Annotated in this window: 16 protein-coding genes; 10 read left to right on the top strand and 6 right to left on the bottom strand. The window is 66.7% G+C overall.

Annotated elements, in window-relative coordinates; all coding sequences use genetic code 11:
- The first annotated feature begins 1 nt into the window (after position 1).
- The 5 genes from ACFWU2_RS14830 (at position 2) to ACFWU2_RS14810 (ending at position 5,527) form a co-directional block, all read left to right on the top strand.
- Positions 2 to 1,315, top strand: coding sequence for a PucR family transcriptional regulator (locus ACFWU2_RS14830; protein WP_378607402.1), 1,314 nt, complete (start codon positions 2 to 4; stop codon positions 1,313 to 1,315).
- A 128-nt stretch (positions 1,316 to 1,443) separates the two neighbouring features.
- Positions 1,444 to 2,361 carry an ACP S-malonyltransferase gene (locus ACFWU2_RS14825; protein ID WP_378608031.1) on the top strand — a complete coding sequence of 306 codons (918 nt, stop codon included), beginning with the start codon at positions 1,444 to 1,446 and terminating at the stop codon, positions 2,359 to 2,361.
- A gap of 116 nt (positions 2,362 to 2,477) precedes the next feature.
- A complete protein-coding gene (gene acpM, locus ACFWU2_RS14820; RefSeq protein ID WP_378607399.1) occupies positions 2,478 to 2,753 on the top strand; it encodes a meromycolate extension acyl carrier protein AcpM in 276 nt (91 codons plus the stop codon).
- An 8-nt stretch (positions 2,754 to 2,761) separates the two neighbouring features.
- Positions 2,762 to 4,003, top strand: coding sequence for a KasA/KasB family beta-ketoacyl-ACP synthase (locus ACFWU2_RS14815; protein ID WP_378607396.1), 1,242 nt, complete (start codon positions 2,762 to 2,764; stop codon positions 4,001 to 4,003).
- Positions 4,004 to 4,093: 90 nt separating this feature from the next.
- Entirely contained in the window at positions 4,094 to 5,527 is a 1,434-nt protein-coding gene (locus ACFWU2_RS14810) for an acyl-CoA carboxylase subunit beta (protein WP_378607393.1), read from the top strand.
- Positions 5,528 to 5,649: 122 nt separating this feature from the next.
- Here the strand turns inward: ACFWU2_RS14810 and ACFWU2_RS14805 are convergent, their stop codons facing one another.
- From ACFWU2_RS14805 to ACFWU2_RS14795, 3 genes are all read right to left on the bottom strand, one after another.
- The gene (locus ACFWU2_RS14805) at positions 5,650 to 6,156 is read right to left on the bottom strand and encodes a DUF3145 domain-containing protein (RefSeq protein ID WP_378607390.1); all 507 of its coding nucleotides are present in this window, start codon (positions 6,154 to 6,156) and stop codon (positions 5,650 to 5,652) included.
- A 119-nt stretch (positions 6,157 to 6,275) separates the two neighbouring features.
- Positions 6,276 to 7,088, bottom strand: a complete 813-nt coding sequence (locus tag ACFWU2_RS14800; RefSeq protein ID WP_378607387.1) for a serine hydrolase domain-containing protein — start codon at positions 7,086 to 7,088, stop codon at positions 6,276 to 6,278.
- A gap of 34 nt (positions 7,089 to 7,122) precedes the next feature.
- Positions 7,123 to 8,250: an NDMA-dependent alcohol dehydrogenase gene (locus tag ACFWU2_RS14795; protein ID WP_378607384.1), complete on the bottom strand. Its 1,128-nt coding sequence runs from the start codon at positions 8,248 to 8,250 to the stop codon at positions 7,123 to 7,125.
- Positions 8,251 to 8,477: 227 nt separating this feature from the next.
- Between ACFWU2_RS14795 and ACFWU2_RS14790 the strand changes: the two genes are divergently transcribed.
- Both ACFWU2_RS14790 and ACFWU2_RS14785 read left to right on the top strand, forming a co-directional pair.
- Positions 8,478 to 8,897: a Zn-ribbon domain-containing OB-fold protein gene (locus tag ACFWU2_RS14790; RefSeq protein WP_378607381.1), complete on the top strand. Its 420-nt coding sequence runs from the start codon at positions 8,478 to 8,480 to the stop codon at positions 8,895 to 8,897.
- A 34-nt stretch (positions 8,898 to 8,931) separates the two neighbouring features.
- Positions 8,932 to 10,080 (top strand): thiolase family protein, encoded by a 1,149-nt coding sequence (locus ACFWU2_RS14785; RefSeq protein ID WP_378607378.1) that lies wholly within the window; start codon positions 8,932 to 8,934, stop codon positions 10,078 to 10,080.
- 106 nt (positions 10,081 to 10,186) lie between these two features.
- Here ACFWU2_RS14785 and ACFWU2_RS14780 read toward each other — a convergent pair whose 3' ends face one another.
- The gene (locus ACFWU2_RS14780) at positions 10,187 to 10,396 is read right to left on the bottom strand and encodes a hypothetical protein (protein WP_378607375.1); all 210 of its coding nucleotides are present in this window, start codon (positions 10,394 to 10,396) and stop codon (positions 10,187 to 10,189) included.
- A gap of 130 nt (positions 10,397 to 10,526) precedes the next feature.
- Between ACFWU2_RS14780 and ACFWU2_RS14775 the strand changes: the two genes are divergently transcribed.
- Positions 10,527 to 11,402, top strand: a complete 876-nt coding sequence (locus ACFWU2_RS14775; protein ID WP_378607372.1) for an SGNH/GDSL hydrolase family protein — start codon at positions 10,527 to 10,529, stop codon at positions 11,400 to 11,402.
- Positions 11,403 to 11,428: 26 nt separating this feature from the next.
- Here the strand turns inward: ACFWU2_RS14775 and ACFWU2_RS14770 are convergent, their stop codons facing one another.
- Entirely contained in the window at positions 11,429 to 12,037 is a 609-nt protein-coding gene (locus ACFWU2_RS14770) for a TetR/AcrR family transcriptional regulator (RefSeq protein WP_378607369.1), read from the bottom strand.
- Between the two features lie 100 nt (positions 12,038 to 12,137).
- Entirely contained in the window at positions 12,138 to 12,911 is a 774-nt protein-coding gene (locus tag ACFWU2_RS14765) for an SDR family oxidoreductase (RefSeq protein WP_378607366.1), read from the bottom strand.
- A 148-nt stretch (positions 12,912 to 13,059) separates the two neighbouring features.
- Here ACFWU2_RS14765 and ACFWU2_RS14760 point away from each other — a divergent pair, with 148 nt between their 5' ends.
- Together ACFWU2_RS14760 and ACFWU2_RS14755 are read left to right on the top strand one after the other, a co-directional pair.
- Positions 13,060 to 13,863: an ABC transporter ATP-binding protein gene (locus tag ACFWU2_RS14760; protein WP_378607363.1), complete on the top strand. Its 804-nt coding sequence runs from the start codon at positions 13,060 to 13,062 to the stop codon at positions 13,861 to 13,863.
- Entirely contained in the window at positions 13,860 to 14,579 is a 720-nt protein-coding gene (locus ACFWU2_RS14755) for an ABC transporter ATP-binding protein (protein WP_378607360.1), read from the top strand. The genes ACFWU2_RS14760 and ACFWU2_RS14755 overlap by 4 nt, the downstream gene beginning before the upstream one ends.
- Positions 14,580 to 14,587: the final 8 nt, after the last annotated feature.

Below are 14,587 nucleotides of genomic sequence, written 5' to 3'. Positions count from 1 at the left end.
CATGGTCGACGAGCCCGCATCAGGTCGCAGAGCGCGGGTACCGGGCGTCCCATCCGGGCGTCCGGTACCGCCTGCGCGACCCGACCGCGCTCCCCTGCCCGACGCGCTCCTGCGTCGGGTCAAGCAGTTCTCGGGGCGCATGTCCACCGAGGCCGTGCACGTCCTGCAGGAGCAACTGCCGTTCTTCTCCGATCTGGATGCCTCGCAGCGCGCAACGGTGCAGTTGGTGATCCAGACGTCGGTGGTGGACTTCCTGGAATGGGTGCGCAACCCGGAGAACGATCTACGGTTCAGCCTCGACGCGTTCCAGATGATCCCTCAGGATCTGGCGAACCGCCTGACGCTTCTGCAGACGGTGGACATGGTGCGGGCCGCCATGGAGTTCTTCGAGCAATGGCTGCCGGCGCTCGCCCGCAACGAGGAGCAGCTCGTCGCGTTGACCGAAGCGATCCTGCGGTACGGCCGCGAACTGGGCTTCGCGGCCGCGGCGGTGTACGCGACCGCCGCCGAGTCGCGCGGCGCGTGGGACACCCGGCTCGAGGCCCTGGTGGTCGATGCCGTGGTCCGCGGTGACACCGGTGCCGACATGCAGTCGCGTGCGGCCACCCTCAACTGGGACGCGACGGCGCCCGCGACGGTCGTGGTCGGCACACCTCCGCCCGAAGAGGGCGTGTCGGTGGTGACGACGGTGCACGCGATCGCCCAGCGGCACGGACGCGCTGCTCTCGCAGTGGTCCAGGGTGAGCGACTGGTGATGGTCGTCAGCGGCGATCTGCACGGAACGACCGAGGCAGCGGGCTTCCTCGGCGAACTGATGCAGGCATTCTCCGACGATCCGGTGGTGATCGGGCCGACGACCGCCACCCTGGGCGCAGCGCACGTCTCCGCTCTCGAGGCGCTCGCGGGGATGGAGGCGGTCGGGGGCTGGCCCGGTGCGCCCCGACCGGTCCACGCGACCGAACTCCTGCCCGAGCGGGCGCTGCTGGGCGATCCGGCGGCGATCGTCGCGCTGGACGACCACATCGTGGCCCCCCTGGCCGCCGCGGGGTCGTCGCTCTCCGACACGCTCGACGCCTACCTCGACAGCGGCGGCGCTGTCGAGTCGTGCGCCAGAAAGCTGTTTGTTCATCCAAATACCGTCCGGTATCGACTCAAGCGGATCACAGAAGTCACTGGGCGGGATCCCACAAATCCACGCGATGCGTACGTGTTGCGGATCGCGGCAACGGTGGGTCGTCTGGCTCGAAGTCATAACGAACTGAAATCTCCAGCACCACCAGTCACGCGGTTCACAATCCGTGAATCGGACATGTAACACGGCGGGAGGGTCGTCCGATAACCGATGCCGACGTGGGAATTTGTAAGATTCCTACAAATCCAGGCACAAGCTTTCATTCCCACCGACATCTCGCAACAGTGTGTTGAGGGTGTTCGCTGGTGCTCGTGATTGCGCTGCTTGCCCCCGGCCAGGGGTCCCAAACACCCGGCATGCTTGCTCCATGGCTGGAGCAGGCCGGTGCCCGTGACCGCATTGCGCTGTGGTCGAAGGCATCCGGTCTCGACCTCGAGCGTCTCGGCACCGTTGCGACAGCAGACGAGATCACCGACACTTCCGTGACTCAGCCACTCGTCGTGGCGACCGCCCTGCTCGCCTTCGAGGAACTCGAACGCCTGGGTCTCGTACCCGGTGACGTGATCGTTGCCGGCCACTCCGTGGGCGAGTTGGCCGCTGCGGCGATGGCCGGTGTCATCAGCACCGACGAGGCCGTCGGACTCGCCGCGATTCGCGGACGCGAGATGGCGAAGGCGTGCGCGCTCGAGCCCACCGGTATGTCCGCCGTACTCGGCGGCGCAGAGGACGAGGTGCTCGCGCGCCTGGAAGAACTCGACCTCACGCCCGCCAACATGAACGCCGCCGGTCAGATCGTCGCGGCCGGACGCCTCGAGGCACTTGCGGCACTCGCCGCGGATGCGCCCGCAAAAGCACGCGTTCGTGCCCTGCCGGTCGCGGGCGCCTTCCACACCCGTTTCATGGCACCCGCGCAGGATGCGGTTGCCGCAGCCGCGGGGAAGATCGCCCCGAGCGATCCGACCCGCACCCTGTTGTCCAACTTCGACGGTGCACCGGTCACCTCCGGCGCTGAAGCGCTCGAACGGCTCGCGGCGCAGGTCACCCGCCCCGTGCGCTGGGACCTGTGCACAGCACACCTGCGTTCCGCCCAGGTTTCCACGGTGGTGGAGCTTCCCCCCGCCGGCACGCTCGTGGGTATCGCCAAGCGCGAAATGCGCGGCACCCCCACTGCTGCCCTCAAAACACCCGCGGACATCTCCGCTCTGGCCGAAACATTCGAACTCGGTTAGGTTGCTGCGCGAACCGTCGCGCAGCACGGGCACATCCCGGAAATTTCCGGGTCCGGCCGGAAACATCCGGCCGGTTTCACACGACATAGTCGGTACATCACGAAGGGAGCCACGACGTGGCCACTCAGGAAGAAATCATCGCCGGCCTCGCGGAGATCATCGAAGAAGTTACCGGCATCGAGCCCTCCGAGGTGAGCGTCGACAAGTCCTTCGTCGACGACCTCGACATCGACTCGCTGTCCATGGTCGAGATCGCCGTGCAGACCGAAGACAAGTACGGCGTCAAGATCCCCGACGAGGACCTCGCCAGCCTCCGCACCGTCGGTGACGCCGTGAACTACATCCAGAAGCTCGAGGCCGAGGGCGTTCAGGCCACGAACGACAACGAGTGAGCCCAACCGTGACTTCCCCTTCTCCTCGGACATTGCGCAACGTCGTCGTCACGAGCCTCGCGGCTTCGACGTCGATCGCCGGCGATGTGGATGCCAGCTGGAAGGCACTCCTGGCCGGTGAGAGCGGGATCGGTGTACTCGACGGGTTCGTCGACGAGTACAGCCTCCCGGTCCGCATCGGCGGCCGGCTGAAGGTGAGCCCCGACGAGTCGCTGAGCCGGGTCGAGGTCCGGCGGATGAGTTTCGTCGAGCGGCTGGCCCTCACTCTCGGCCGGACGGTCTGGGAGAACGCCGGGAGCCCGGAGGTCGACAAGGACCGGCTCGCCGTCGTCATCGGGACCGGTCTCGGTGGCGGCGAGTCGCTGATCGACGCTGTCGACAAGCTGCGGGCGGGCGGCTACCGCAAGGTGTCGCCGTTCGCGGTGCAGATGATCATGCCCAACGGACCGGCCGCCACGGTCGGTCTCGAACTCGGTGCCCGCGCCGGTGTCATCACACCGGTCTCGGCGTGCTCCTCGGGTTCCGAAGCGATCGCGAACGCGTTCCGCATGATCTCCAACGGTGATGCCGACATCGCCGTCGCCGGTGGTGTCGAAAGTCAGCTCGACGCGGTGGGTCTCGCCAGTTTCGCCATGATGCGGGCGTTGAGCACTCGCAACGACAACCCGCAGGGCGCCTCGCGGCCCTTCGACAAGGACCGGGACGGCTTCGTCTTCGGTGAGGCGGGCGCCTTGATGGTCCTCGAATCCGAAGAACACGCGAAAGCGCGTGGGGCGACGATCCATGCCCGCATCCTCGGTGCGGGTATCACCTCGGACGGGTACCACATCGTGGCCCCGCATCCCGAGGGCACCGGAGCGGCCCGTGCGATGACACGGGCGATCGAAAGCGCCGGCCTCACCAAGGCCGACATCGGGCACGTCAACGCACACGCGACGGCCACTCCGATCGGCGACATCGCCGAGGCGAAGGCCATCAACGCCGCAGTGGGCAATCATGCAGCGATCTACGCCCCGAAGTCCGCGCTCGGACATTCGATCGGCGCGGTCGGCGCGCTCGAAGCAGTACTTACGGTCCTGAGTCTGCGTGACGGAGTCATTCCGCCCACGCTGAATCTCGAAAACCAGGATCCAGAAATCGACCTGGACGTGGTCAAGGGTGAAGCCCGCTACGGACAGATCGACTTCGCGCTGAACAACTCGTTCGGTTTCGGTGGGCACAACGTGGCACTCGCGTTCGGTCGGGCCTGACCCGACACGCTCGCCCCCACCGGTGCGGTGGAGGCTCCCCGGAGCCTCCACCGCGGCCCACCACCACCGCGCTCGACCGAGGAGCACTCGATGACCATCCTGGATCCGGCTAAACAACGCGCCCATTCGACGGATCCACGCGATCCTCTGCGCCGGCTCGAGGCACTCTTCGACTCGGGCAGCACGGAATTGCTCCACGCTCGGGACAAGTCCGGCGTCCTCGCCGCGATCGGATGCATCGACGGCGTCCGGACAGTGGCGTACTGCTCCGACGCGACCGTCATGGGCGGAGCGATGGGCGTCGAGGGGTGTAAGCACATCGTCGCGGCGATCGATATCGCCCTCGAACTCGAAGCGCCTGTCATCGGGCTCTTCCACTCCGGCGGGGCGCGCCTCGCGGAGGGCGTCGAAGCGCTGCACGCCGTCGGCCTCGTCTTCGAAGCGATGGTGCGCGCATCCGGTTCCATCCCCCAGATTTCCGTCGTCCTCGGGTTCGCCGCAGGTGGCGCGGCATACGGCCCGGCGCTCACCGACATCGTGATCATGGCGCCCGAAGGACGTGTGTTCGTCACCGGACCCGACGTCGTGCGCAGTGTCACCGGCGAGCAGGTGGACATGGAGTCCCTCGGCGGACCCGACACCCACACCAAGAAGTCGGGTGTCGCCCATATCGCGGCCCACGACGAGTCCGACGCACTGCACCGGGCACGGCGTCTCGTGTCGATGCTCGCCGAACAGGGTGAATTCGACCTCGCTGCCGCAGCCCTGGGCGACACCGATCTGCGCGCGCTCATGCCCGAGTCGCCGCGCCGCGCCTACGACGTGCGCCCGATCGTCCACGAACTCCTCGACAACGTCGAAGGCGAGTCGAGTTTCGAAGAACTGCAGGGTGGGTGGGCCCGCAGTATCGTCACCGGCTTCGGTCGGCTCGGTGGCCGGACCGTGGGCGTCATCGCCAACAATCCGCTCCGCCTCGGTGGGTGCCTGAACTCCGAGAGCGCCGAGAAATCGGCGCGTTTCGTACGCATGTGCAACGCCTTCGGTGTCCCCCTGGTGGTGCTGGTCGACGTGCCGGGCTACCTTCCCGGCGTCAGCCAGGAATGGGAGGGCGTCGTGCGCCGTGGAGCGAAGTTGCTGCACGCGTTCGCCGAAGCCCGTGTGCCCCGCGTGACCCTCGTGACCCGCAAGATCTACGGCGGCGCATACATCGCGATGAACTCGCGCGCCCTCGGTGCGACAGCAGTGTTCGCGTGGCCGGAGTCCGAGGTCGCCGTGATGGGCGCGAAGGCCGCGGTGGGGATCCTGCACAAGCGGGCCCTCGCTGCCGCTCCCGAAGAGGAACGGGAGGCCCTGCACGACCGTCTCGCATCCGAGCACGAAGCCATCGCGGGAGGCGTCGGTCGCGCCATCTCGATCGGCGTGGTCGACGAGATGATCGACCCGGCAAAGACGCGGAGCACCCTGGCTGCGGCGCTGGCGGCAGCCCCCGCAACCCGTGGGCGCCACAAGAACATTCCGCTGTAAGCACCGAACCGACTGTAAGCACCGAACGCCGACGCCGGCGCTGCCACCTTCGAACCGAGGTGGCGGCGCCGGCGTCGTAGCGGAGGTGTGCAGGCGGTGTCAGGTCGTCGGCACGGGACGGCTCAGCCGACGTCGCGCCGGAGCCACGTCACCTCGGCGCCCTCGGCGCCGCTGCGATACGGCTCGAGTTCTTCGTCCCATGCCGTCCCCAGTGCCCGGTGGATCTCGGCGGTGGCGTCGGAAGAGGCCAGAATGGTGCGCAGTCGCATCTCGCCGACGACGACGTCGCCGTTCGCGCTGGCGCACCCCCGCCACAGTCCCAGCCGGGGAACGTAGCTGTAGCGCTCCCCGTCGACACCCTCGCTGGGGTTCTCGGTGATCTCGAAGCGCAGCATCGGCCACACACTCAGAGCCTCCGCGAGGCGGCCGGCGGTCCCGACCGGTCCGGCCCAGTCGATGGAGGTCCGCAGTACGCCCACGTCGGCGGGCTGACCGATCCAGGTCAGTTCCGGGCGACTGTTCAGTGTGGCAGCCAACGCCCATTCGATATGTGGACAGACCGCGGCGGGCGAAGAGTGGATATAGATCACCCCGGTCGTCACATCCGCGAACTGATTGGATACGCGCATACATACACCTCCGGTTCGACGAGGACGTCTTCCCCAACGACCTCTGCCCGAAGGTTCTCCATGCGACTGGGAACAAGTGTGCTCCTGTTGCCAGTGTTTCGCCAGAAAACGAAAGAGGTTTATGTGAGTTCGGTGATTACCGAGTCACTCAGCGCAGGCCAGAGCGGTTTTGCCCAGTCTCCGAAGTCCCTGTCGGTCAGTACCACAGATGCCGCACCGAATTCGGGATCTACCCAGAGAAATGTCCCCGATTGGCCGAAATGCCCGAATGTCCGGGGAGAATTCTTTGTTCCGGTCCAGTGCGGATTCTTCTCACCCCGGATTTCGAAACCCAATCCCCAATCGTTGGGCTTGAACATTCCGTAACCCGGCACCAATCCGTTCAATCCCGGAAACTGCACCTCCGTCGCCTCACCGAACAGAGCGTCGGAGACGAGGGTCGGGGCCAGCAACTCCCCCGCGAACACGGTAAGGTCAGCCGCCGACGAACGGCCACCGTGGCCCGCCGGCCCGGGCAGGCTCGAGTCGCTCATCCCGAGAGGCTCGAAGACGGCCTGGGTCACGTAGTCCGGGAACGCGATATCGCTCTCGGTAGCGATCAACTCGCCGAGAACCTCGAAGCCCGCGCTCGAATAGATGCGCTTGCGCCCGGGTTCGGCTGCAACGGTGCGCTCCCCGAATGCCAGCCCCGACGCATGGGCGAGCAGGTGCCGCACCGTCGATCCGGGCGGGCCCGCTGGCTGGTCGAGTTCGATGGCCCCTTCCTCGATCGCCACGAGCGCCGCGTATGCGACGAGGGGCTTGGTCACCGAGGCCAGCGAATACACCGCCCGCTGATCTCCGGTGGACGCAACCACGCCGCCGTCGCGAGTGACGACAGCGGCGGCGGCGTGGTCGACGGGCCATTCGGATATCACTTCGAGACTGCGCACCGACCCAGGGTACGAGATGGTGGGCGCAGCAAGGTCACCAGTCGGCTTCTGTGTAGCGGATCACGCCGCGGATGTTTTTGCCGTCGAGCATGTCCCGGTATCCGTCGTTGATCTGTTCGAGCGTGTACGTGCGGGTCACCATGTCCGCGAGGTTGAGCTGACCGGACTTGTAGAGGTCGAGCAACTGGGGGATGTCGACCCGGGCGTTGCAGCCACCGAAGATGTTGCCCTTGAGGTCCTTCTGCAGCATGGAGAACAGGAACGAGTTCAGCTTGACGTCCATGTCCGACATGAAGCCCATGGCCGTGATGACACACTTGCCGCCCTTCGCGGTGAGCGTCAGCGCCGGGTCGACCAGGTCACCCGTCATCTCGCCGACGGTGATGATCGTTTCCTGGCACATACGCCCCCAGGTGACCTCCATGATCGGCACGATCGCTTCCTCGATCGACGCGTAGGTATGCGTGGCACCGAACTTCATGGCCTGCTCGCGCTTCCACGGCACCGGATCGATCGCGAAGACGTAGCGGGCACCGGACGCCACCGCGCCCTGCAGCGCGCTCATACCTACGCCGCCGACACCGATGATCGCGACCGAATCGCCCGGCTTGACGTCGGCGATGTGCGTGGCCGAACCCCAGCCGGTCGGGACGCCGCAACCCACGAGAGCGGCGAGCTCGAACGGCACGTCCTTGTCGATCTTGACGATCTGGCTCTGATTCACGGTCATGTACGGGGAGAACGTCCCGAGCAGGCACATCGGAATGACGTTCTGGCCGCGCGCCTGGATCCGGTAGCTCCCGTCGGAGATCGCCTGACCGCTCAGGAGTCCGGCGCCCAGATCGCACAGGTTCGAATGTCCGCTCGCACACGACGGGCACCGTCCACACGCCGGAATGAAGGACAGCACGACGTGGTCGCCGACCTCGAAACCGACGACTCCGTCGCCGACCTTCGTGATGACGCCGGATCCCTCGTGCCCGCCCATGACCGGGAAGGACGGCATGGGCGTTGCGCCGGTGACGATGTGGTGGTCGGAGTGGCACATGCCGGCGGCTTCCATGCGGATCTGGACTTCACCCGCCACGGGATCGCCGAGCTCGATTTCCTCGACCGACCACGCTTCGTCGAGCCCCCACAGCACTGCACCCTTGGTCTTCATCTGACGCCTCCATCACATTGCAAGTTGTGCACGTGACGATAACCACATTCCACCGTAATTGGAACAGGTTCTATAAAGCTTTCCGCGCGCGTGGCGCGCTCCCACCCGGACCGCGGCATCGGATATGGTGCTCTCATTGTGGAGAATTCAATTTCCGTCTAGCGTAATTGCCATGGCTGCGGTCCTCGGGACACGGGGCGGCGGCACCGAACAACGGAGGATGACCTATGACGACGAAGGCGCTCGCGCCCGACGTTTCGACCTGGCCGGCGGAGAACCCCCAACTCGTCGGCAGCCACTGCGCCGACTGCGCCGCCACCACCTGGCCGCAGCAACCGCGGTGCCCGCGGTGCAGCGGAGCGAACGTGTCGGAACTGCTGCTCCCCCGGCGCGGAACCCTGGTCGCATGGACGACACAGGGATTCGTCCCGAAGCAGCCGTACGCCGGCAACGAAACCGCCGCGACCTTCACTCCGTTCACGTTCGGCCTCGTCCAGCTCGGTGATGTCGTGCGGGTCGAGGCACGGCTGACCGAGTCGGATCCCGCCCAGCTGCGGCCCGGTATGGAGCTCGAACTCACCTTCGTGCCGTTCTACGTCGACGAGGACGGGACCGAAATCGTCACGTGGGCGTTCGAGCCGATCTGACCAGCACACACCCGATCGAGGAGTCCTTGAAACTATGAACGACGTTGCCATCATCGGTGTGGGCCTTCACCCGTTCGGCAGATTCGGCACCAAGTCGGCCATCGAGATGGCGGCCGACGCAATCCAGCTCGCACTCGAAGATTCGGGTGTGGCGTGGCGAGACATCCAGTTCGGTATCGGCGGCAGCTACGAGGTGGACAACACCGACGCCGTAACCCGGCTGGTGGGCCTGACCGGCATCCCCTTCACCAACGTGTTCAACGCGTGCGCCACCTCCGCCAGTGCGATCGAACAGACCGCGGACGGCATCCGCTCCGGGAAGTACGACATCGGCATCGCCGTCGGCACCGACAAGCACCCGCGCGGTGCATTCACCGCCGACCCCGCCATGCTCGGCCTGCCGGCGTGGTACGCCGAGAACGGTCAGTTCGTTACCACCAAGTTCTTCGGCATGAAGGCCAACCGGTACACCCTCGAGCACAACATCTCCCATGAGACGCTCGCCCGGGTCGCCGCCAAGAACTACCGTAACGGCGGCCTGAACCCGAAGGCGTTCCGGCGCACCGAATTCAGCATCGAGGAGATCCTCGAGTCGCCCATGCTGAACTACCCGCTCACCGCCAAGATGTTCTGCGCTCCCGACGAAGGCGCTGCGGCCGTCATCATGTGCCGCGGCGATCTGGCATCGAAGTACACGGCGAACAAGCCGGTGTACCTGCGTTCCACCGCGATTCGTACCCGCACGTACGGTGCCTACGAGGTGCACGCGACGTGGGCAGCGGTCGACGAGGACGTCTCTCCGACCGTGTACGCCGCGAAGGCAGCCTACGAGGCGGCCGGCATCGGACCCGAGGACGTCGACGTCGCACAGTTGCAGGACACCGACGCCGGTGCGGAGGTCATCCACATGGCCGAAACCGGCCTGTGCGCCGACGGTGACCAGGAAAAGCTGATCGCAGAGGGCGCCACCGAAATCGGCGGCTCGCTGCCCGTGAACACCGACGGTGGTCTCATCGCGAACGGCGAGCCGATCGGTGCGTCCGGGATTCGCCAGGTGCACGAGCTCGTTTTGCAGCTCCGCGGCCAGGCGGGCGATCGCCAGGTGCCCGGAGAGCCGAAGGTCGGACTGGCCCAGGTCTACGGAGCACCCGGAACGGCCGCCGCGTCGATCCTGTCCCTCTGATCGATCGCGCTACGTAACCGCCCGCTGTTCGCAGCCGGAAGGGGAAGGGAGGCGGCGCCGCCACCGCGGCGCCGCCTCCTTTTTCGTTGCTCGGAGCCCGTGCGGCTTATTCGGGTAGGCGGTCGAGGCGCAGTTGCGCGACCACCGCACGATGGTCGGATCCCGGCACACTCACCGTCTCCACCTCGGTCGCCGATCCACCTGCGACGAGAATGTGGTCGATACCGACCACTGGCGGGATCCGTTTGCCCGTGGGGTAGGTGCGCAGGTGCCCGGCACCCACCTGCTCGGCGGCATCATCGAATGCGACAGACAAACACGGCCATGTTCGTGCCGTGATGCCGGGCCGGCACACGGGAATCCCTTGACAGCGGCGCGACCCCGCCGGATCATCATCGAGACACGTCGCCGATACCAGCGGCCGCCGACAACACCGGAGTCGTCCCGTGCGCACAGGCATCGCTCTCGCTGGAATTCTCGGATCCATCGCCACCACAGCGGTTTTGGTCACGTGGATTCCCGCATCCCAACCCGCGTCGGCCACTCCGCTCTACGATTCGTATGTTGCGCTCGGGGATTCGTTCACCTCCGGTCCCGGTATTCCGCCCACGGTGTCGGAGGAATGCGGACGCTCGGGCAGCAACTATCCGACCCTGGTCGCAGAGGTACTGAATGTCTCTCGTTTCGTCGACGTCTCGTGCGGGGGTGCGGTCAGCGGCGATCTGACGGAATCCCAGGCGACGTTCCGCGGCGTGGGCGTCCCGCCCCAGTACGAGGCTCTGACGCCGGACACCGACCTGGTGACCGTGGGCATCGGTGGCAACGACATCGGACTCGTCCAACTCGCCGCGGGCTGCATCAACCTGCTACCACCCCCCAACGGGCAGTCCTGTGCGGTGACGAACACCGCCGGCGGCGCCGACCGCGTCGACGCTGCGATCGACGCCTTCGTCCCCCGCTACGAAACGATCACCGCGGAGATCCGGCAACGCTCCCCGGACGCGAAGATCGTCTTCGTCGGCTATCCCACGGCTGTCCGGGACGGCGGGTGCTTCCCGGAGCAGCGGTTGTGGCCCGAGGACGCGACCTATCTCCAGAACAAGCTGGACCGGTTGAACGGTGCCATGCGTCAGCAGGTGCAGGAATCGGGCGCCGAGTTCGTCGATCTGACCGGATCGACGGTCGGGCACGATGTGTGCGCCGATCCCGACGAGCGGTGGATGGAAGGCTTGTCGCCCGTCGCCGAAGCGATCCCGCTGCATCCCAACGCCGCCGGGCATCGCAACGCGGCGGATCAGGTTGTCGCGTCGCTGCTCGAGTGACACCGACGCGCCGTCCGCGTTCCTCGCTATCCGAGAGACGCGTGCACGGCGGCGGCCAGGAGCGCGGCGACCGTCTGGCGCATCACGGCCGTGGCGTCGGGAACAGCAAGGTCGTATTCGTCTCGCAGTACCGACCACGATGCCCATGTACTGGCGATTCCGAGCGCCTGGACCGCCTGCGTACGGCGCGCCGGCAGAAGGGGCGACAGTTCTCGGGCGAACAGCACCTCGATTTCGTCCGTGACGCGTCCGATGTGCCGCAGGCGATTGGTCCGGAGTTCCCGCGAGAACGGCTCCCGCAACCCCGCCGCGCGCGCGTACGGAGCAATGAACTCGAGCAGTCTCGCGCGCTGCGCGCAGAACTTGTCCACCCGTTGGGGAACGTCGAGGTCGGGCGGCACCGGTACGAACAGCGCGTCCTGGCGACTGAGGAGTTCGGCACCGGTGGTTCCGAACAGCGTTTCCAGATCGCTGAAGTTGGCCCACAGCGAGCGCAGGGAAATACCCGCGTGCTCGGCGATCTGCGCGCCGGTGGGCTTGAGTTCTCCCGCCTCGATCAGAGCGATATGCGCGTCGATCACGGCGCGCCGGGTGCGCTCCCCGCGTGCGGTCCGCCCGTCCGAGGTGCTGGTCACCACCGATTCCTCACTTGCGTCGTTCGTGTACTGCTGTGCTGCATTCTGCCAGTGCCTACGAGGGTGCTTCCCGTCCGCACGGAGCGTTGCGCACCGACTCTCATGCGGACGGGACCGTGAGCCCGCCACCGTCGACCGACAACACCTGGCCGGTGACCCAGGATGCGTCGTCCGACACGAGGTACGCGACCGCCGACGCCACATCCGACGGCACGCCGAGCCGTTGCATCGGATACCGCGCCGCGACCTGCTCTTCCCGTCCCTCGTAGAGCGCGGCCGCGAACCGCGTCTTCACGACCGCGGGTGCGACGGCGTTGACGCGGATGGCCGGTCCGAGTTCGGCCGCGAGAGACCGGGTGAGCTGGTTGAGCGCCGCCTTGCTGACGCCGTAGAACGCGATCCCCGGCGCATGGGAAAACGCGGACACCGACGAGATGTTCACGACCGCACCACCTTCGGTGGCCTCCCCGGCGAAGCGCTGCGTCCACGACAGGGCACCGAGCACGTTCACCTCGAGGATCTTGCGGGCGGCGTCGAGGTCGAGATCGGACAAGGGCCCGTAGACGGGGTTGGTACCGGCGTTATTGACGAGGATGTCGACTCTGCCGAAGCGGTCGACAGCCGCGGCGATCGTTTCGTCCCGATGCGCGGGATCGTGCACCTTGCCGGCCACGCCGCACGCGACATCGGTTCCGAGTGCCGCAACCGCCTCTGCGAGCGGCTCCTGCGAGCGCGCCGTGAGCACCACCCGTGCGCCCTCCGCCACGAGACGTTCGGCAATTCCGAATCCGATTCCCCGACTGCTTCCGGTCACTACCGCGACCCGGCCCTCGAGCCGGCCCGGGGTCCCGGCGATGGGTACGACCACCGTCACGACTCCTCTTTCGAAAACGATCCATCAGGACAGTAGGAACATACACTCGCAGTGTTGTAACCTGTCGCTGAAAAGTGACGTCGATCTCATCGAGACCCGGCAGAACGCCCGAAAGCCCGGAGAAGGCCCGAGAGAAAGTGCACCCGCTGTGCAATCAATCGTTACCCCGAGTGAACCTCCGGACCGGCTCCGCCTCGACGGCATCGAGGTCCGTTTCGGTGGCCTCGTCGCACTCGAGAACGTGTCGCTCCAGGTCCCGGCCGGCTCGGTCGTCGGCGTCATGGGACCGAACGGCGCAGGCAAGACGACGTTGTTCAACGTCGTCTGCGGGTTCCTGCGCCCACGCGCCGGGACCTTGACCCTCGACGGCCGGCCGGTACGCCCCGCCCCACATCGCCTCGTCCGGCACGGGGTGGCGCGCACCCTGCAGGGACTCGGGCTCTTCGGCGGGCTCACCGTTCTCGAAAACGTCGCCGCAGGAGCGTCGGTGTCACACCGCGCACCGTTCGTCACGAGCCTGCTGGGGTTGCCGTACGGCGCCCGCACCCAGCGCACCGCCCGGAGTTCCGCCGCGACACTCCTCGACGAGTTCGGGATCGGAGAGTACGCACAGGCACTCCCACCGGCGCTCCCGTACGCGGTCGCCAAGAAGGTCGCGCTCGCTCGCGCTCTGATCTCGGATCCGACATTGCTTCTTCTCGACGAACCGGCAGGCGGTCTCGACAGCAGTGACATCGAGGAGTTGGGGGCCCTGATCCGCCGACTGCCTTCGCGCGGCGACGGATCGCGTTCGGTGATGCTCGTCGAACACAACGTCGACCTGATCATGTCGGTGTGCGACCACATCGTGGTGCTCGACTTCGGCAAGGTGATCGCCGCGGGAACCCCCGACGAGATCCGTGCCGATCCACTGGTCGCGGCGGCCTACCTCGGCGGAAAAGAGGCAGCGTGACCGCTCCTTTGCTCCGGATCGAAAACCTCACGGGCGGATACGGTCCCGTACCGGTTCTGCACGAGGTGAGCTTCGACGTCCCGTCCGGCACCATCGCCGCTGTCGTCGGCGCCAACGGCGCCGGGAAAACCACCTTGCTGCGGGCACTGTCGGGAATGCTGCCGGCGGTTCAGGGTTCGATCAGCGTGTCGGGGACGCCCGTGCTCGGTGTCCCGACGGAGAAACTCGTGCACCACGGGGTGGCCCACGTGCCCGAGGGGCGCGGCGTGATCGGTGAACTGACCGTCGAGGAGAACCTTCGTCTCGGCGGGCTGTGGCGCAAGGATCGCGCCGACACCAAACGCGCCATTGCCGAGATGTACGAGATGTTCGAGCCCCTCGCCCGGCGGCGGACCAGCAGCGGCCATCAACTCTCCGGCGGCGAACGGCAGATGCTCGCGATCGGCCGGGCCCTGGTCGCGCGGCCCTCGCTGCTTCTGCTCGACGAACCCTCACTCGGTCTCGCACCGCGCATCGTCGACCTGATCATGTCGGTCCTGCGCGACCTGCGGGACCGCACCGGCCTGACGGTGGTCCTCGTCGAGCAGAACGTTCACAGTGCACTTCCGATCGCCGATCAGGCGATCGTGCTGGCACTGGGCCGCGTCGTCGTCGCCACCTCGGCTGCGGAACTCGTCATGGACAGCGACTTCCGCACCGCGTACCTGGGCTTCTGAGGAGCAAC

It is taken from the genome of Rhodococcus sp. NPDC058639, assembly GCF_042717545.1.
Lineage (GTDB): Bacteria > Actinomycetota > Actinomycetes > Mycobacteriales > Mycobacteriaceae > Rhodococcus.
The sequence above is the reverse complement of the archived record's forward strand: the minus strand, read 5'-3'. Positions and strand labels throughout refer to the sequence as shown.

Bases quoted from the DNA above. Each gene is read 5' to 3' on its own strand.
- ACFWU2_RS14830 (WP_378607402.1), top strand. From the start codon at position 2: ATGGTCGACGAGCCCGCATCAGGTCGCAGAGCGCGGGTACCGGGCGTC.
- ACFWU2_RS14810 (WP_378607393.1), top strand. From the start codon at position 4,094: ATGACCATCCTGGATCCGGCTAAACAACGCGCCCATTCGACGGATCCA.
- ACFWU2_RS14805 (WP_378607390.1), bottom strand. From the start codon at position 6,156: ATGCGCGTATCCAATCAGTTCGCGGATGTGACGACCGGGGTGATCTAT.
- ACFWU2_RS14795 (WP_378607384.1), bottom strand. From the start codon at position 8,250: ATGAAGACCAAGGGTGCAGTGCTGTGGGGGCTCGACGAAGCGTGGTCG.
- ACFWU2_RS14790 (WP_378607381.1), top strand. From the start codon at position 8,478: ATGACGACGAAGGCGCTCGCGCCCGACGTTTCGACCTGGCCGGCGGAG.
- ACFWU2_RS14785 (WP_378607378.1), top strand. From the start codon at position 8,932: ATGAACGACGTTGCCATCATCGGTGTGGGCCTTCACCCGTTCGGCAGA.